The following is a 17,489-nucleotide window of genomic DNA, read 5'->3' on the forward strand; positions in this document are numbered from 1 at the left end:
GACTCACAAGGGTGTCAGCGTCACCGCCAGTGCGGGTTGGAAGTTGAAGGCGTGAACGACCGCCGGAAGCCGCACCACATGCACCCGCCAACGCCCCTCGGGCCACTCTGCCGATCGACCGGCACGCATTTCATGTAGCACCGGCCCGTTGATTCCGTCGCTGGCGAACAGGCGGCGGTAGACTCCTTCCAGCGCGCGCTGCTCGTCGGCATTCGCAAGGCGCGGGGCCATGCCGTCGAGCTTCAGCCCGTAGGGCATGTCGAACAGATGCTCGGCGCCCGGGGTGAGCGCCGCCAATTGTCCGTAGGAATCGAGCAGGAAGGTCGCTTCGCGCTCGCCGCCAATCCCGCTCAGCATCAGGTCGGCCGCCTCCAGGCCCAGCGCCAACTGGACCCGAACCGCCCGCATCGCCTGCCGCGCGATCCGCCGGAAGGCGTCGATGGTTTGACCGTCGCACGGTCCGTCGCGGCGCGAGCGCATCAGGGTCAGGCCGATCAGGCACGATGGATCGAGGATCAGCGCCATCTGGCAGCCGAACAGCCCGTCGAGGTCGCTGCAGGCATCGTCATAGTCGCGGGTGTCGTGAAGGGCGCGATACGCCGCGTAATCGGCCTCATGCTGCAAGGTCCCGGCGGCAAGCGTCGAGCCTACCCGCCAGTTCACCTTTCCGTGCAGATAGGCATTGGTGAGATGGCCATGCGGGTCCGGTGGCACGTCGCCGATGACGTTGAAGGGCGCGGTGCGCGGGCCGCCGATCCCGATCAGTTGCGCGTTCGCGCTATTGGTCGCCTGCGCGACATGCTGGATCGCATGCTGCCAGCCGTCGGGATCGAACGGCGCGTTCAGGAACGCCCTTTCGGCATCACGCACAGCCCGATCCACGAACATGTCGGTTTCCCCGCCAAACTAGATTCGGCGGCGGAGATTTCTGCGGTTTCTTCGGATTTGTCCAGTGGCCGCATCCGGGCGCCAAGTCACCCGGAAGCGGCCAAGGAAGGAGCGGCTCAGCGTCCGGTGAACTTTTCGCCTTTCTCAGCCTTGTCGAGCAGCAGTTGCGAGAAGGAGAAATCCTCGCCCATGTGCGGGGCGGCAGCTTTCAGGCCATCGACGATCTTTTGCAGGCCCTCGGCATCGGCCCAGTGCATCGGGCCGCCGCGATAGACCGGCCAGCCGTAGCCATAGACCCACACCACATCGATGTCGGACGCGCGCTGGGCCATGCCTTCCTCGAGGATCTTCGCGCCTTCGTTGACCATGGTGTAGAGCGTGCGCTGGACGATCTCCTCGTCGCTGATCTCGCGCGGGGTGACCCCGGCACGCCCACGGAACTCCTCGATGATCTCCTGCACCTTGGGGCTGGGCGAGGGGCGGCGCTTGTCGTCGTAATCGTAGAAGCCGGCACCCTTCTTCTGGCCCCAGCGATCGGCCGAGCAGAGCGCGTCGCGGATGTTTTCGATCCGATTGACGTCGCGGTGCCAGCCGATGTCGACGCCGGCGAGGTCAGCCATCTGGAACGGGCCCATCGGCATGCCGAAATCGACATGGACCTTGTCGATCTGGGCGGGGGTCGCGCCTTCGAGCAGCAGCTTGGTCGCTTCCGTCTGGCGCGGGATCAGCATGCGATTGCCGATGAAGCCGTAGCAAACGCCCGCCACCACCGCGACCTTCTTGATCTTCTTGGCCAGCGCCATGGCGGTGACCAGCACGTCGTCGGCAGTCTTGGCCCCGCGCACGACTTCGAGCAGCTTCATCACGTTGGCGGGCGAGAAGAAGTGCAGGCCGACCACGTCCTGCGGGCGGCTGGTGGCGGCGGCGATCTCGTCGACGTTGAGATAGCTGGTGTTCGACGCAAGGATCGCGCCCGGCTTGGCGATCTTGTCCAGCCGCCCGAAGATCTCCTTCTTGATCTCCATCTGCTCGAACACCGCCTCGATGATGAGGTCGCAATCGGCCAGTGCGTCAAAGTCGAGCGTGGGGTTGAGGAGCCCCATCATCTGCCCGACCTGTTCTTCGGTGAAGCGGCCCTTCTTGGCGCTCGCCTGATAATTCTTGAGCATCACGCCGCTACCGCGGTCGAGCGCTTCCTGATTGGTTTCGACGATCGTCACGGGAATGCCGGCCGACAGGAAGTTCATCGAAATGCCGCCGCCCATGGTGCCGGCGCCGATCACGCCGACCTTCTTGATCTCGCGGGGCTTCACGCTCTCGTCCACGCCTTCGATCTTGGCCGCCTTGCGCTCGGCGAAGAAGAAATATTGCTGCGCCTTGGCCTGCGTCCCGCTCATCAGCTCCATGAAGAGCTGGCGTTCGACCGCCACGCCGTCCGCATACGGATGCTGGGTCGCGGCGCGGACCGCTTCGAGGTTCTTGCGCGGGGCTTCGAAGCCCTTGAACACGCGCGGGTTGGCGGCGACGAAATCGTCGAACACGCTGGGGCTGGCTTCCTCAATCTTGTTCTGCCGCTCGGACGACTTGGGCAGCGGGCGGATGTCGCTAACTTCGGTCGCATAGGCGACGGCGTGCTGGAGCAGGTCGCCCTCGATCATCCGGTCGATCAGGCCGATCTCGAACGCCTGCTGGGCCCCGATCGGATTGCCGCTGGTCGTCATCTGCAGCGCCGTCTCGACCCCGGCGACGCGCGGCAGGCGCTGGGTTCCGCCCGCGCCCGGCAGTAGGCCAAGCTTCACTTCGGGCACGCCGAGCTTCGCCGAGGCGACCGCCGCACGGTAATGACAGGCCAGCGCCACTTCGAGCCCGCCGCCGAGCGCGGTGCCGTGGATCGCGGCGACTACCGGCTTCGAACAATTCTCGATGATGTCGACCACCTGCGGCAGCATCGGCTGGGCGAACGCCTTGGGCGTCCCGAACTCGCTGATGTCGGCGCCCGCGAAGAAGGTCGCGCCTTCGCCGATGATCACTACCGCCTTGATTTCGTCGGATGCGTCCGCCTCTTCGATCCCCTTGACGAGGCCTTCGCGGACCGCGTGGCCGAGCGCGTTCACCGGCGGGTTGTTCGAGGAGATGACGAGAACGTGGCCGTGGCGGTGGGTGCTGATGGGCGAGGTCATGGACGGTCCTTCGCTGACAATGTTGTAGGTAGGATCCCTAGCCGCGAAGCCGGGAAAGAAAAGAGGGCTAGATCGCGGTGCGGCCGTAATCCTGCCGGTTGAACGGATGCGAACTCGACAGGCCGCCATCGACGACCAGGGCGTGGCCGTTGACGTAGCTGCTCTCGTCGGAGGCCAGAAACAGCGCGGCCTTGGCGATTTCGTCCGGCTCGCCGCCCCGGCGCAGCGGATTGAGATGGCCGAGCTTGTCGGCCTGTCCCTTGGCGCGCGCGCGTTCGTAGACGAACTCGGTCATGCCGGTTTCGATCAGGCCCGGACAGATGGCGTTCACCCGGACGTTGGAGCCCGCGAGCTGCTGCGCGGCGGTCTTGACCAGGCTGATCACGCCCGCCTTGCTCGCGCTGTAGGCCGGCCCGCCCGCACCCGAACGCAGGCCCGCGACGCTGGCGGTGCAGATGATCGACCCGCCGCCCTGTTCCTTGATGACCGGCGCGGCATGCTTGATCGCGAGGAACGGGCCGATCAGGTTGACCCGCAGCACCTGCTCCCAATCCTCGACCGATTGCTCAAAGATCGAGGCGAGCCCGCCCGACACGCCAGCATTGGCGAAGAAGCCGTGCAGCGCGCCATGCTCGTGCTTGGCCATCTCGATCAGCCGGACGACATCCCCTTCGCGGCCGGCATCGGCGAAGTGCTGCGCGCCCTTGAGGTCGGCTGCGATCACCGTCGCACCGTGCCTGAGGAACAGGTCCGCGCTCGCCTTGCCGATGCCCGACCCGGCACCGGTGACGACGATCACCTTGCCTTCGAGGCGCGGATGATGGCGGTGTTCGTCTTCGACGCTCATCGGATCAGAACCCCGCGCCGATGGTGCTGCCACCGTCGATCACCAGGGTCTGGCCGGTGACGAAGCTGCCGGCATCGCTGGCAAGAAATAGCGCGGCGCCCGCGATCTCGCGTGGTTCGCCGATCCGGCGCAGCGCTGAGACCTTGGTCACGGTCTTGAGGATATCCGGGTTTTCCCACAGCGCCTTGGCGAAATCGGTCCGCACCAGCCCCGGGGCGATGGCGTTGACCCGGACGTTCGACGGCCCGAACTCGGCGGCCAGATTGCGGACCAGCTGGAGGTCGGCCGCCTTGGAGATATTGTAGGGCCCGATGACGGTCGAACTGGTCAGTCCACCGACGCTCGACACCACGACGATCGAGCCTGATTTCCGCTCCACCATCTCGTCCGCGACGAAGGTCGTCAGCCAGTGATTGGAGAGGACGTTATTGTCCATGATCTTGCGGAACTGGTCGTCGCTGATCCCGCCCATCGGACCGAAATAAGGGTTGGAGGCGGCATTGCAGACGAGAACGTCGATCTGCCCGAACTCTTGCCTCGTGCGCTCGACCAGCTCGCGCAGCGCTTCCTTGTCGGAAATGGACGCGGCGACCGCGATTGCTCGGCCCTTGCCCTGCGCGTTGATCGCCTGAGCCACTTCCTCGCAGGCATCCTGCTTACGGCTGGAGATGACGACATTGGCGCCGTGCGCCGCCATCTCCTCGGCGATCGCGCGCCCAATCCCGCGCGAGCTTCCGGTGATGATGGCAGTCTTGCCGGACAGATCGAAAAGCGAGGTCATTTCCAAACTCCGTTCGCCCTGAGCGAAGTCGAAGGGCGTGGTTTTAACGTGCTTCGACTTCGCTCAGCACGAACGAGAGGGTGGGCCGTTCAAGGCACCTGCGGATCGATCGGCGGGTGCTTGCCATATTCGATCAGCGCGATGGCGCGGTTGTGGACCTCGTCCGGCCCATCGGCGAGGCGCAGGGTGCGGATCCCGGCCCAGCTGTAGGCCAGCGTCGTATCCTGGCTCACACCGGCCGCGCCGAATGCCTGCACCGCATCGTCGATGATCTGCAGCGCCATGCGCGGCGCCTTGACCTTAATCATCGCGATCTCGGCCTTGGCCGCCTTGTTGCCCGCCTTGTCCATCAGGTCGGCGGCCTTGAGGCAGAGGAGGCGGGTGCAGTCGATCTCGATCCGCGCTTCGGCAACGCGCTGTTCCCACACGCTGTGCTCGGCAATTTTCTTGCCGAAGGCGGTGCGCGACTGGATGCGCTTCACCATCAGTTCTAGCGCTTCTTCGGCCGCGCCGATGGTGCGCATGCAATGGTGGATGCGGCCCGGCCCCAGGCGCCCCTGCGCGATCTCGAACCCACGTCCTTCGCCGAGCAGCAAGTTGTCGGCGGGGACTCGGACGTCCTTAAGTGCAACCTCCATGTGCCCATGCGGCGCATCGTCATAGCCGTAGACGGTGAGGTGCCTCTCGATCGTAAGTCCGGGTGCATCTAGCGGCACCAGGATCATCGACTGCTGGGCATGCTTGCGCGCTTCGGGATCGGTCTTGCCCATCAGGATCGCGACCTTGCAGCGCGGATCGCCGGCGCCCGAGCTCCACCATTTCTTGCCGTTGATGACGTAGTCGTCGCCGTCACGGCGGATCTGACACTGGATGTTGGTCGCGTCCGAACTCGCGACCCCCGGCTCGGTCATCAGAAAGGCCGAGCGGATCTCGCCGCGCATCAATGGGGCCAGCCACTGATCCTTCTGCGCCCGCGTGCCGTAGCGGTGAAACACCTCCATGTTGCCGGTATCGGGCGCCGAGCAATTGAACACCTCGGAGGCAAAGCCGACCCGTCCCATCTCCTCGGCGCACAGCGCATATTCGAGGTTGGTGAGCTGCTCGCCCTCGAACGGGAAGCTTTCATCGACATGCTTCAAGGCGCCGCCCGGCGGCATGAACAGATTCCACAAGCCCTGTTCCCGCGCCTTGGCCTTGAGCGGCTCGATGCCCTCGAGATGATGCCAGCGGTCGCCCGAATTCAATTCGGCAAGAAGGCCCGGCACCGCCGGCCGGACATGATCGTCGATGAAGGCGCGAACGCGATCCCGGAAGTGAGCCTGTCTTTCGGTCAGGTCGAAGTCCACGCGACAAGCTCCTCTATTCTCTTCAGTCCGCAATGCGCTAGGACGGCGGACCAGAGGAGACAAGCCGCGATGACCGATCTCGAGAGCTTCCGCGCCGACACCCGCGCCTGGCTGGAGGCGAATTGCCCGGCCGAGATGCGCACCCCGATGCGGTCCGAAGACGACGCCTGCTGGGGCGGGCGCAATTTCCAGTTCCAAAGCGAAGCCCAGGAACGCTGGATGCGGGTCATGGGCGAAAAGGGCTGGACCGTGCCCGACTGGCCGGCGGCTTATGGCGGCGGCGGGTTGTCCCCCGCCGAGACCAAGATCCTCAAGGAAGAGATGGCGGCGATCGGTGCGCGGACGCCGCTGTCGAGCTTCGGCATCTCGATGCTCGGGCCGGCGCTGCTGAAATACGGTACCGAAGAACAGAAACAGCGCTTCCTGCCCGAGATCGCGCGCGGCGAAATTCGCTGGTGCCAAGGCTATTCCGAACCCGGCGCCGGGTCCGACCTCGCCGGTCTCCAGACCAAGTGCGAGGACATGGGCGACCATTGGCTGGTCAACGGCCAGAAGGTGTGGACCAGCTATGCCGACAAGGCCGACTGGATCTTCTGCCTCGTCCGCACCTCGACCGAATCGAAGCATGGCGGAATCAGCTTCCTCCTGTTCGACATGGAGAGCGAGGGCGTCTCGACCAAGCCGATCCTGCTGATCAGCGGCTATTCGCCGTTCTGCGAGACCTTTTTCGACAATGTGAAGGTGCCCAAGGACCAGATCGTCGGTGAGGTGAACAAGGGCTGGGACGTCGCCAAATATCTCCTCGGCCACGAGCGCGAGATGATCAGCGGCATGGGGCTTGGCTCTGGCTCGGCTAAAACGCTGGCGCAGAGCCTTGGCGAGATCGACGATCCGGTGCTGGCCGCCGACATCGCCCTGTTCGATGTCGACGCGATCGCCTTTGCCGCGATGAGCGAGCATTTCATCGATCAGCTGAAAGCCGGCGAGGCGCATCCCGCCATGCCGAGCATGATGAAATATGCCGGGACGGAGCTGAACAAGAAGCGCCACGAACTGATCATGGCGGCGGGTGGCTCGGACGCGCTGGAGTGGGACAGCGAGCGGTCGCGCGGCGGCAAGGCGGCGCGCGAGTGGCTTCGGACCAAGGCCAATTCGATCGAGGGCGGCACCAGCGAGGTGCAGCTCGGCATCGTCGCTAAGCATATCCTACGGTTGCCGGGGGCTTAGCTTACCTCGCCAGCCCTCGTTCGCCCTGAGCGAAGTCGAAGGGCGTTCGCACCATCGCCTCAACCCGTCCTTCGACTTCGCTCAGGACGAACGAAAGTTTGGGAATGATCCTCACCGACGACCAGCGCCAGCTTGCCGACATGGCGCGCACCTTTCTCGCCGAGGAAGGCACCATCAAAAAGCAGCTCCGTCATTGGCGCGACACCGGTTGCAAGGACGGGTTCGGGCACGGCCTGTGGAAGCAGATGGCCGAGCTTGGGCTGACCGGCCTCGCCATTCCCGAGGAAGACGGCGGCCTCGGCCTTGGCGCCACCGAAGCGGCGCTGGTGATGGAGGAAGTAGGGCGCAATCTGACGCCCTCGCCGTTTCTCACCACGGGAATCGTCGCGGTGGAGGCGCTGAAGGGCAGCGAGCAGGGCAAGCGCTGGTTTCAGGGCATCCTGTCGGGCGACACCGTGGCAGCGTTCGCAGTGGATGAAGGTCCGCATCACCGCCCGCGCCAGATCGCGCTGGAAGCCAAGCGCTCTGGCAATGGCTTCACGCTGTCGGGATCGAAGCAATTCGTGGTTCACGGCGCCTCGGCCGACCTCCTCATCGTCGCTGCCCGCACCGGCGGTTCGGCAGGCGAAAGCGAGGGGCTGACCCTGTTCGCGGTCGAGCGTGATGCGGCCGGCATGGAGATCGAGAATGTCGCGCTGACCGACGCCAGCAAGGCCGCGCGCATCCGCTTCGACAATGTGCAGGTCGATGCCGACGCGGTGATCGGCGAGGTCGATGGCGGCTTCGAGCCGCTACGCCGCGCCATGCGCGCCGGACGCACCGGCGCTGCCGCCGAGATGGTCGGGGTCGCATCGGGTGCCGCCGCGATGACGGTCGACTATCTCAAGCAGCGCAAGCAGTTCGGGAAGCTAATCGGCGAATTCCAGGTTCTGCAGCACCGCGCGGCGCATCTCTTCGGCGAAATCGAAATTGCCCGCGCCGCCACGCTCAAGGCCGCCGAACTACTCGACCGCGGCGACGCGGCCAGCGGGATCATGACGCACGTCGCCAAGGCCAAGGCCGGTCGCGTGTCAGCGCTGGCAGTGCAGGAAGCGGTGCAGATGCACGGCGGCATCGGCATGACCGACGAGCATGACATCGGCCTCTACATGAAACGCGAAAAGGTGCTCGACGCCCTGTTCGGCGATGCCAACTATCACGCCCGCATGGTGCAGGTGATGGGCCGAAGCTGATCGCGCGCGCGGAATAACTTGCGAACGCTTCGCATTACCATTAGCAAGATGAGCATGATCGTCTGCTGCTGCAACGCGATTCGCGAAACCGAGGTGCGGGACGCCGCGCGGACCGGCGCCTGTACGGTCGGCCAGGTCTATGCCCGCAAGGGCTGCAAGGTGAAGTGCGGCAGCTGCCTCCCCTTCGCCCGCGCGATCATCGCCGAGGAACTCGACGCGATCGCCGCCAACCCGGCAAAGGTCGCCGCCTGAAGTTGCGAACGACTCGTGCGAGTCGTTAGCGCTTCGTCTCGCCACCCCCGTTTGATAAAGGCCGCGCCATGAAGGGCGATCCCAAGGTCATCGAGCTGCTCAACGAAGCGCTTAAGGCGGAACTTACCGCCATCAACCAATATTGGCTGCATTATCGCATGCTCGACAATTGGGGGGTGCATAAGCTCGCCGAATACGAGAAGCATGAGAGCATCGACGAGATGAAGCATGCCGACCGCTTCGCGGAACGCATCCTGTTTCTCGAAGGGCTGCCCAATTTCCAGGCGCTCGGGCGCCTGCGCATCGGCGAAACGGTGGAGGAAATCCTCAAGGCCGATCTCGAGGCAGAATATGAAGCCGCCAAGATGTACCGCGAGGCGGCGGACTATTGCGACCAGATTCGCGACTACGTCAGCCGCGAACTGTTCATCGAGGTGCTGCGCGACGAGGAAGGGCATATCGACTTCCTCGAAACCCAGTTCGAGATGATCGCGCGCATGGGCCTGGAAAATTACATCCAGCTGCATTCGAACGCTGCGGAGGCGCACGGCTAAGACCCGTCACCCCGGGCCTAACCCGGGGTCCCGCTTCTTCTCTTCCGTGTCCCCTGTTAGTAGCGGGACCCCGGATCAAGTCCGGGGTGACGGGGGATTGAGTTTGGAGACCAACAAAGGCGAGCGGATCGCCACGCTCGACATCGTTCGCGGCGTGGCGGTGATGGGCATCCTGGCGATGAACATCGTCGCCTTTGCCGACGTCCCCGCGGCCTATTTCAATCCGCTGGCGCAGACCGTCCCGGTCAGCACCGCCGACCTCGTCACCTATGCCGCGAACTTCGTCCTGTTCGACGGCAAGATGCGCGGGCTGTTTTCCTTCCTGTTCGGCGCCTCGCTGCTGCTGATGAGCGAGACGATGGCGCTGTCGCTGGTCCGCCGCCGCTTGTTCTGGCTGCTGCTGTTCGGAGCGGCCCACTTCTTTCTCATTTGGTGGGGCGACATTCTCATCACCTACGCGGCGATCGGCTTCCTCGCGCTGGCCTTCCGCAATGCCGGGCGGCGCGGGCTGGTCGCCACCGCGCTTGTCCTGATTATCATTCAATTCGCCATTTACGTCGCGATGACGCTTTATTCGCTCGACCTGCAGGGGCCGGTGCTGAGCGGCACGGCGACCGCCGACCAGCTGAGGTCATGGGAAGAGCTGACCCGCGACACGATCATGCCCAGCCCCGAGCGGCGAGCCGAGGCGATCGCTCTGTATCAGGGACCGTGGACCAGCCTCGTCCACCATCAGGTCACCGAGAAAGCCTTCTTCCCGGTCGTCGGGATCTTTGCCTTCGGATGGGAAACGCTGGCCTACATGCTGCTCGGCATGGCGGCGCTGAAAAGCGGCCTGCTGACCGGTGCGTGGGACAACCGCCGCTATGCGAAGTGGCTGCTGGTCGGGCTGGCCGTCGTCCTGCCGTGCTATCTCATCGCGCTGCGCTTCCTTTTTCGCTCCGACTTCGCGGCGCCCGTGGTCTTCATGTGGAGCTTCGCTGCCGCCTCGCTACTGCGCCCGCTCATGGTGGTGGCGATCGCCTGCCTGATCATTCTTGCGACGCGGCGGGGCGGGGCGCTGACCCAGCGCATCGCGGCGGCCGGGCGCGCGGCGTTCAGCAACTATCTTGGGACGTCGATCGTGATGATCGGCCTGTTCTACGGCTGGGGCTTGGGCCTGTTCGCCACGCTCGGCCGCGCTGAGCTGGCGCTGATCGTGATCGCCGCTTGGGGCGTCATGCTGCTGTGGAGCAAGCCGTGGCTGACCCGCTTCCGTTACGGCCCGCTCGAATGGGCGTGGCGGAGCCTGACCTTGTGGCGGGTCCAGCCCTTCCGGCGTTAGATCCGGCCGAAGCTCTGGTTATTGGCCTTGCGCCCGAAGCCGCCGCCGGTGCCGCCGCGGCTGATTCGCGGGTTGGTGGCCTGATCGAACAGCTCGATCGTCTGGTCGAAAAGCCGGCGCAGCTTCACCACGTCGGCGACCAGCTCGTCGGGAAAGCGGCGGGTCTCGATGCACAAGCGCGCGGTCGATTCGATCAGTTCGGCGACCTTGGCCAGCGGCTCGGCCCCGAACTGCCGCGCTTCGCCCTTGATGGTGTGCGCAGGCATCACCAGCGCAACCGTATTCTCCTCGCGCATCGCCTGCTCGATCGCGGCGACCGACTTCACGCCGTCCTCGCGGAAATAGGACAGGATGCGGATAAAGCCGGGCCCGAGTTCGCCGCGCGATTTCTCAAAATGCGCCCAGTCGACCACGTCGGCGCTGCCCTCAGGCAAAAAGCTTTCCTCGTTCTGCATGCGAGGACTTTTAAGCGCAGAGGGTAAAGGCGAGGTTATTTTTGATCGAACGGGTTCTTGGGCGCGCGCAAGGTCATGCGCAGCGGGACGGCCCCCAAATCGAACTGCTTGCGCAAGGAGTTGAGCAGGTAGCGGCGATAGCTTTCGGGCAGCTGATCGACCCGCGTTCCGAACACCACGAAGGTCGGCGGGCGCGTCTTGATCTGGGTGATGTAGCGCAGCTTGATCCGCTTGCCGCCGGGCGCGGGCGGCGGGTTCTGTTCGACCGCGGCTTCGAACCAGCGGTTGAGCTCGCCGGTCGACACGCGCCGATTCCAGCCTTCGCGCAAGGTGAACGCCGCCCCGATCAGCTGGTCGATGCCCTTGCCCGTCACCGCCGACACCGTCAGCACCGGCACATTCTTGAGCTGGCTCAAGCCCTCTTCGAGGGCGGCCTTGATGCCGTTGAACAGCGAAGAGGCGTGCTCGGCGACGTCCCATTTGTTCACCGCCACCACGAGGGCGCGGCCTTCCTCGATCACCGCGCTGGCAATCTTCAAATCCTGCACTTCGAGCCCGCGGGTGGCGTCGAGCAAGAGCACCACCACCTCGGCCATGTCGATCGCCCGGCGGGTGTCCTGCGCCGACAGCCATTCGAGCTTGTCGTCGACCTTGGCGCGCTTGCGCAGGCCCGCGGTGTCGACCAGCTTGACCTTGCGGGTCTCGCCGGTGGGCGCGGTCCATTCCCAGTCGGTGCTGATGCTGTCGCGCGTGATCCCGGCTTCCGGCCCGGTAATCATCCGGTCCTCGCCGAGCATCTTGTTGACCAGGGTCGACTTGCCCGCGTTCGGGCGTCCGACGATCGCCAGATGCAGCGGCCGCATCGGGTCCTCGTGATCGAGCTCGGGCTCTTCCTCGATCTCGCGCTCGACGTGCGGGCGGAGCGATTCGAACAGGTCGACCAGCCCCTCGCCATGTTCGGCGGACAGCGCGATGGGTTCGCCGAATCCGAGGGAGAAGGCTTCCAGCCGGCCGCTTTCGCCCTGCCGCCCTTCGGCCTTGTTGGCGGCGACGATCACCGGCGTGTCTTCCTGCCGCAGCCAGCGGGCGATTTCCTCGTCGAGCGGGGTGACGCCTTCGCGCGCATCGATCAGGAACAGCGCGGCGTCGGCCTCTCGGATCGCGGCCTCGGTCGAACGACGCATCCGGCCGGGCAGGCTGGCGGGATCTTCATCCTCGAAGCCCGCCGTATCCATCACCTGGAATTCGAGGCCCAGCAACTGGCCGTCGCCGACACGGCGATCACGGGTGACGCCCGGGCGGTCGTCGACCAGCGCCACGCGCTTGCCGACGAGGCGGTTGAACAGGGTCGATTTGCCGACGTTGGGACGTCCGACGATGGCAACGATGGGCTGGGGCATGGCGTGCGCCTAGCCCAAGACCTTCGTCAAAGCGAGCCTGCCGGCCCCGGCCGCCTCAGCGATAGGCGTGGAGCCGGCCCTTGTCGTCGAGGATGTACAGCGTGTTGTTGGCGACCACCGGTTCCTGGCTGATCGGCGCGCCGACATTGGTCTGGCTCTGGAAAGCGCCGGTCGCCGGATCGACATTGACGATCACGCCATTGCGCCCGGCGAGAATCAGGCGGCCACCCGCGAGCACCGGCCCCGCATAGCTGATCGGCCCGCGCTTGGACTTCATGTTCTCGAAGCCGGGAAGCTGGTTGATCCAGCGGATCTTGCCGGTGTTGCGGGCGATCGCCATCACCTTGGCATCGTCGGTCACCGCGAACAGCCAGTCGCCCGCGATCCACGGCGTGCTGATCCCGGCGAGATTGAGCTCCCAGATGCGCTGCCCGCTGATGAGATCGAGCGCGACCATACGCCCGCCCTGGCCGAGCGCGAACACCTGGCCGTTGTCGATCACCGGCGACGCGTCGATGTCGCTCAGGGTCGCGACGCTGGTCGAGATGGAGGTGCGCGACAGTGCATCCTGCCAGACCAGGCGACCGTTCTCGAAGCGATAAGCGTTGAGCTCGCCGCTCGAAAAGCCCGCAACCACCGTGCCGCGATCGAACGCGGGGGCGGCGGTGCCGAACACGCCCGCGATCTCCACCGCGGCGGTGGCCGACCAGTTGGTCGCGCCGTCCGCCGTCTTTAGGCTGTAGATCTGGTTGTCCTGGCTCATCACGTAAAGCGTGTCGCCAACCACCGTCGGAGCGCCTCGCAGGGGCCCACCCGGGCGAACCTGCCACACCGGCGCGCCAGTGGCGGCATTGAGCGCGGTGACGAAGCCGAGGCCGTTGGTGGCGAACACGCGGTCGCCTTCGGCCGCAACGCCGCCGCCGAATAGCGAGGCATTGTTGCCGCGCTCGGTCCCGAACTGTGCCGCCCAGCGCTGACCGCCGGTGGCGGCGTCGAACGCGCGCACGGTGGCAGTGCTGTCGATGGTGTAGACGGTGCCGTTCTGGACGACCGGCGGCGCGGCAAGGCGTTGGGACAGTGTGCTGCCCTGACCGATCGACACATTCCATGCCTCGGCCAGAGTCGTACCAAGCGCGGGGTGGCCGGCCGACTTGGACGGCGTTCCGCCGGCCTGGTTCCAGTTGGCATTCACCTCGGCGACGGGAATCGAGAAGGGCAGGGCCGCGGTGGCGGGATCGACCTGCACGTCGGGATCGGTCGACAGCACCGACACGCGGTCGCCGACGACCGGCGTCTTGGGGCGCGATTTGCCGACAACACCGCAGCCGGCGAGCAGGCTGGCGGCGAGAGCCACGGAAACGACTTTGCGGATCATACGGCTGGGTCTGTCCTCAACGGGCCGCCGGGGCGGCCGGAATGGCGAGGCCCGAGGCGAGCAGCTCGGCGCGGGCACGGATGGAAGGGGGTACGTTGGTGTCGGCGGCGACGGCGTTCAGCAGGGCGGCGGCCTCACGCTTACGATTGGCCTTGATCATCGCCAGCGCGGTGAGTTCGCCGGCCGAACCGTACCAGGCGCTGTCCTTCACCGCGAGCGGCGACAGGCGCTCGATCACCTGCTGGGGTTGCAGCGTGTCGAACTCGAGCTGGGTCAGCCGGATGGTGGCGGTGTCGCGCACCGTCTGGGGGACGCTCTTGTCCTCGATGATCTGCTTATATTGCGCCGAGGCGGTGGCCCGATCACTCTTCTGCAGGGCGAGCGCGGCGCTGGTCAGCCGGGCGGCGCCGGTCATGCTGCCATTGCCCTCGGCCGCCAGCGTATCGAGCCGCTGCGCGATGTCGGTGCCGCTCTTGCCCTGACCGACGTCGGTCAGGATCGCGGAAAACTGCTCGCTGTTGGCGGCGGCCTGCTCGGCCTGCTGGTTTTTCCAGAACAGCCACACCGCGATTGCGACCAGCAGCAGCACGGCGGCAGCGATGATCCACTTGCCATAGCGCTTGAATACCGCCTCCGCCTGGTCACGACGAAGATTCTCGTCGACCTCGCGGATAAAGGTTTCGCTGGTTTCTCCGGGCGCAAGTGCCAAGTCGGTCCTCGTGTGTCGTGCAGTGAACCGCTCATTGGCAGGGCCGGATGAACGGGAGCTTGAAGCGAAGCGCTCCTAGCCAGTTTTGCGCACCGCTTCTAGCTCTTGGGCCGATAGGTCTGGTCGGCGGTGGGGAAGCTGCGGTCGCGGACCTCCCCGGCATAAGTCGCGACGGCCTCGCCGATGCGGGTCGCCAAATCGTCGTACCGCTTCACGAACCGCGGCGTGCGCTCGAACAATCCCAGCATGTCTTCGGTCACCAGCACCTGCCCATCGCATTCGGCCGAGGCGCCGATGCCGATGGTTGGGATCGCCACCTTGCGGGTGATCTGGGTGGCGAGATCCTCCATCACGCCTTCGAGTACCACGGCAAAGGCGCCGGCGTCGGCGACCGCCTGCGCGTCGCGCAGGATCTTGGCCGCTTCCGCCTCGCTCCGCCCGCGCGCGCCATAGCCGCCGAGCGCGTTCACCGCCTGCGGGGTTAGGCCGACGTGCGCGATCACCGGGATGCCGCGCTCGACAAGGAAGCGGATGGTCGGCGCCATCGCCTCGCCGCCTTCGAGTTTCACCGCCGCGCAGCCGGTTTCCTTCATCACCCGCGCGGCGCTGGCGAAGGCGAGTTCGGGGCTTGCTTCATAGCTGCCGAACGGCATGTCCACCGCGACCAGCGCGTGCCAGCTTCCGCGCACCACCGCGGCACCGTGGGCGCACATCATCTCCAGCGTCACCGGCACGGTGGAGGGCAGGCCGTAGATCACCTGCCCCAGGCTGTCGCCGGCCAGCAGCAGGTCGCAATGCGGATCGAGCAATTGCGCCGTCCGCATGGTGTAGGCGGTCAGCATCACGATCGGCTGCTCGGTCTTGCCGTCCTGCTTGCGGCCTTTGAGGCCGGGCACGGTCATGCGTTTGCCTGGGACGGGCGAGGGGGTCGCCCGGCTGGTTGCCGTATCGAGAGTGAAGGTGCTCAACGAAGCCAGCCTTTCTGCTGTGAATGGTGCGCGAACCAGAGACTTGCGGCGCAGAGTCCGATGACGATGGCGGCGGCGATGGCGTCACCCATCGTGCCGAGCGCCCGCACCTGCGACACGACCAAAAACGGAAGAAAGGTACCGATCGCGCCGATCAGGGAGACCAGCAACGCCACCACGGACCAGCTGCGCCGGAGCAGCAACCCGATCGCGCCGAGCAGACCGGACCACACCGCGACGGCATAGACCGCCGTCTGCCACCCCGGCATCGCCGCCATCTTGGCCTGCTGCTCGGCCGGCATCTGCTCGAGCGGGGTCATCATGGTGACCAGGTAGCCTGCCACTCCCACGCCCATGAAAAGAAGCACGGCGACCGCGCCCATCCAGAACGACTTCGGGACTGAGTGCGAGCCGGCATGTGCGTTGGCCATGATGATCTCCCCTGCTTAGCAGGCATGAAGCATAGCGCGCGCGCAGTGCGATGGGAACGGAGGCGCAACCATCATGCCTTTTGGGGGCGGGTAGGAAGAAGCCACAGCATCGCCCCTGCGACCACCGCCACCGCTGCGCTTGCCACGAAGGTCGCCGACGAACCCTCGGCATCCCACAACAGCCCCGCGCCGAGGCTGGCGAGCAGAAGGCCGATGCCGGTCGCGACGTTGAACAGGCCGAAAGCGGTGGCGCGAAGGTGCGGCGGGGCGACATCGGCGAGGAGCTTGGCGAACAGCCCTTGCGTCAGCGCCATGTGCGCGCCCCACAAGGCGACTCCGACGATCACGCCCGCCAGACCGTTCGCAGTCGCCAGCACCGCATTGCCGATCACCAGCAAGGCGATTCCCGCGGTCAGGATCAGTCGCGGATCGCGCCGGTCGCCGAGCGCGCCTGCCGGATAGGAGAGCAGCACGTACGAGAGATTGAACACCACCAGCATCAGGGGCGCGGTGGCAAAGCTGAGCCCGGCGTCGGCGCCTTTGAGGATGAGGAAGCTTTCCGAAAATCGCGCAAGGGTGAAGAAGAAGGCGACGAGAATGACCCGGCGGCACCCCGCGTCCACCTCGCGAAAACTTCGCAGCAGCGGCGGCGCCTTGACCGTGACTGCCGCCCGTTCGGGCTCGCGCAGGAAGAGCAGAATGATCGCGACCGAGACGAACGCCGGAATGACCGCGATCCAGAAGATGCTGCGAATGTCGCCCGCCAGCCAGATCATCAGCCCGGCGGCGGCCAGCGGCGCCAGCAATGCGCCCACGGTATCGAGGCTCTGCCGCAGGCCGTAGGCGGCGCCGCGCTGTTCGGGTGGGGTCTCGTCGGCGATCAGCGCGTCGCGCGGCGCACCGCGCAGGCCCTTGGCGGTGCGATCGACCAGCCGCGCGCCGAGCACGGTCAGCGGGCTGCCGGCCAGCGCGAACAAAGGCTTGGTGATTGCCGCCAGGCCATAGCCGGCGAGAATCCAAGGTTTACGCTTCTGCTGCTTGTCGCTCAATCGCCCGCCGGCGAGCTTGGCAAAACTCGCGGTCGCTTCCGCCACCCCGTCGATCGCGCCCAGCACCGCGACGCTGGCGCCCAACGTCACGGTGACGAAGAGAGGCAACAGCGCGTGAACGATCTCGCTCGACAGATCCATGAACAGGCTGACTAAGCCAAGGACCCAAATGGAGCGGGGAAGGGCGGGGCGGTTCACCGGGAGGACTTAGCCGCCTTCTTTCTCCTCGTCTCCCAGCCCTTTTTCGCGGCCTCACTGCGATTGCGCGAGCGGCCCGCGCCGCTTTCCTTGCCGCCGCCGTCCATCTTGTTGACGGTCGCCCAGGCGATCCGCTCGGCTTCTTTTGCCGGGCGGCCTTGCGCTTCATAGCCTTTTTCGATCTCGGCGGCCTTGCGGCGCTGCTTGTCGGTGTAGGCGCTCTTGTCTCCTTGCGGCATGATCCTCTCCTCTTGCCATTGCTGCAACGCACCA

18 protein-coding genes are annotated in these 17,489 nt (G+C 65.7%); 5 read left to right on the plus strand and 13 right to left on the minus strand.

Going from position 1 to position 17,489, the window contains the following annotated elements:
• Nucleotides 1–3: 3 nt before the first annotated feature.
• From V6R86_RS05625 to V6R86_RS05645, 5 genes are all read right to left on the minus strand, one after another.
• Nucleotides 4–870, minus strand: a complete 867-nt coding sequence (locus V6R86_RS05625) for a hypothetical protein (RefSeq protein ID WP_338502791.1) — start codon at nt 868–870, stop codon at nt 4–6.
• 134 nt (nt 871–1,004) lie between these two features.
• The gene (locus V6R86_RS05630; RefSeq protein ID WP_338502792.1) at nt 1,005–3,068 is read right to left on the minus strand and encodes a 3-hydroxyacyl-CoA dehydrogenase NAD-binding domain-containing protein; all 2,064 of its coding nucleotides are present in this window, start codon (nt 3,066–3,068) and stop codon (nt 1,005–1,007) included.
• Between the two features lie 67 nt (nt 3,069–3,135).
• Complete coding sequence (locus tag V6R86_RS05635; RefSeq protein ID WP_338502793.1) at nt 3,136–3,915, minus strand: SDR family NAD(P)-dependent oxidoreductase; 780 nt, start codon at nt 3,913–3,915, stop codon at nt 3,136–3,138.
• A gap of 4 nt (nt 3,916–3,919) precedes the next feature.
• Nucleotides 3,920–4,696, minus strand: coding sequence for an SDR family oxidoreductase (locus V6R86_RS05640; protein ID WP_338502794.1), 777 nt, complete (start codon nt 4,694–4,696; stop codon nt 3,920–3,922).
• Between the two features lie 89 nt (nt 4,697–4,785).
• On the minus strand, nt 4,786–6,042 hold the full coding sequence (locus V6R86_RS05645; RefSeq protein ID WP_338502795.1) for an acyl-CoA dehydrogenase family protein: 1,257 nt from the start codon (nt 6,040–6,042) through the stop codon (nt 4,786–4,788).
• Between the two features lie 69 nt (nt 6,043–6,111).
• Here V6R86_RS05645 and V6R86_RS05650 point away from each other — a divergent pair, with 69 nt between their 5' ends.
• From V6R86_RS05650 to V6R86_RS05670, 5 genes are all read left to right on the plus strand, one after another.
• Complete coding sequence (locus V6R86_RS05650) at nt 6,112–7,269, plus strand: acyl-CoA dehydrogenase family protein (RefSeq protein ID WP_338502796.1); 1,158 nt, start codon at nt 6,112–6,114, stop codon at nt 7,267–7,269.
• Between the two features lie 104 nt (nt 7,270–7,373).
• A complete protein-coding gene (locus V6R86_RS05655) occupies nt 7,374–8,501 on the plus strand; it encodes an acyl-CoA dehydrogenase family protein (RefSeq protein ID WP_425335944.1) in 1,128 nt (375 codons plus the stop codon).
• 54 nt (nt 8,502–8,555) lie between these two features.
• Nucleotides 8,556–8,753 carry a (2Fe-2S)-binding protein gene (locus V6R86_RS05660; protein WP_338505422.1) on the plus strand — a complete coding sequence of 66 codons (198 nt, stop codon included), beginning with the start codon at nt 8,556–8,558 and terminating at the stop codon, nt 8,751–8,753.
• Nucleotides 8,754–8,821: 68 nt separating this feature from the next.
• The gene (bfr, locus tag V6R86_RS05665) at nt 8,822–9,307 is read left to right on the plus strand and encodes a bacterioferritin (protein WP_338502798.1); all 486 of its coding nucleotides are present in this window, start codon (nt 8,822–8,824) and stop codon (nt 9,305–9,307) included.
• A gap of 103 nt (nt 9,308–9,410) precedes the next feature.
• Nucleotides 9,411–10,631, plus strand: a complete 1,221-nt coding sequence (locus V6R86_RS05670) for a DUF418 domain-containing protein (RefSeq protein WP_338502799.1) — start codon at nt 9,411–9,413, stop codon at nt 10,629–10,631.
• Here the strand turns inward: V6R86_RS05670 and V6R86_RS05675 are convergent.
• From V6R86_RS05675 to V6R86_RS05710, 8 genes are all read right to left on the minus strand, one after another.
• Complete coding sequence (locus V6R86_RS05675; RefSeq protein ID WP_338502801.1) at nt 10,628–11,086, minus strand: Hpt domain-containing protein; 459 nt, start codon at nt 11,084–11,086, stop codon at nt 10,628–10,630. The genes V6R86_RS05670 and V6R86_RS05675 overlap by 4 nt on opposite strands.
• Before the next feature lie 35 nt (nt 11,087–11,121).
• On the minus strand, nt 11,122–12,486 hold the full coding sequence (der, locus tag V6R86_RS05680; RefSeq protein WP_338502803.1) for a ribosome biogenesis GTPase Der: 1,365 nt from the start codon (nt 12,484–12,486) through the stop codon (nt 11,122–11,124).
• A 55-nt stretch (nt 12,487–12,541) separates the two neighbouring features.
• The gene (locus V6R86_RS05685; protein WP_338502804.1) at nt 12,542–13,861 is read right to left on the minus strand and encodes a PQQ-binding-like beta-propeller repeat protein; all 1,320 of its coding nucleotides are present in this window, start codon (nt 13,859–13,861) and stop codon (nt 12,542–12,544) included.
• Nucleotides 13,862–13,877: 16 nt separating this feature from the next.
• A complete protein-coding gene (locus V6R86_RS05690) occupies nt 13,878–14,570 on the minus strand; it encodes a tetratricopeptide repeat protein (protein ID WP_338502805.1) in 693 nt (230 codons plus the stop codon).
• Nucleotides 14,571–14,668: 98 nt separating this feature from the next.
• On the minus strand, nt 14,669–15,538 hold the full coding sequence (gene panB, locus V6R86_RS05695) for a 3-methyl-2-oxobutanoate hydroxymethyltransferase (protein WP_338502806.1): 870 nt from the start codon (nt 15,536–15,538) through the stop codon (nt 14,669–14,671).
• Nucleotides 15,535–15,969, minus strand: a complete 435-nt coding sequence (locus V6R86_RS05700) for a hypothetical protein (RefSeq protein WP_338502808.1) — start codon at nt 15,967–15,969, stop codon at nt 15,535–15,537. The genes panB and V6R86_RS05700 overlap by 4 nt, the downstream gene beginning before the upstream one ends.
• Before the next feature lie 71 nt (nt 15,970–16,040).
• Nucleotides 16,041–17,216: an MFS transporter gene (locus V6R86_RS05705; protein ID WP_338502809.1), complete on the minus strand. Its 1,176-nt coding sequence runs from the start codon at nt 17,214–17,216 to the stop codon at nt 16,041–16,043.
• Nucleotides 17,213–17,455, minus strand: a complete 243-nt coding sequence (locus V6R86_RS05710; RefSeq protein WP_338505424.1) for a plasmid stabilization protein — start codon at nt 17,453–17,455, stop codon at nt 17,213–17,215. Before V6R86_RS05710 ends, V6R86_RS05705 begins: the two co-directional genes overlap by 4 nt.
• Nucleotides 17,456–17,489: the final 34 nt, after the last annotated feature.

Source organism: Sphingomonas kaistensis (assembly GCF_036884275.1).
In the GTDB taxonomy this organism is placed as follows: domain Bacteria; phylum Pseudomonadota; class Alphaproteobacteria; order Sphingomonadales; family Sphingomonadaceae; genus Sphingomicrobium; species Sphingomicrobium kaistense_A.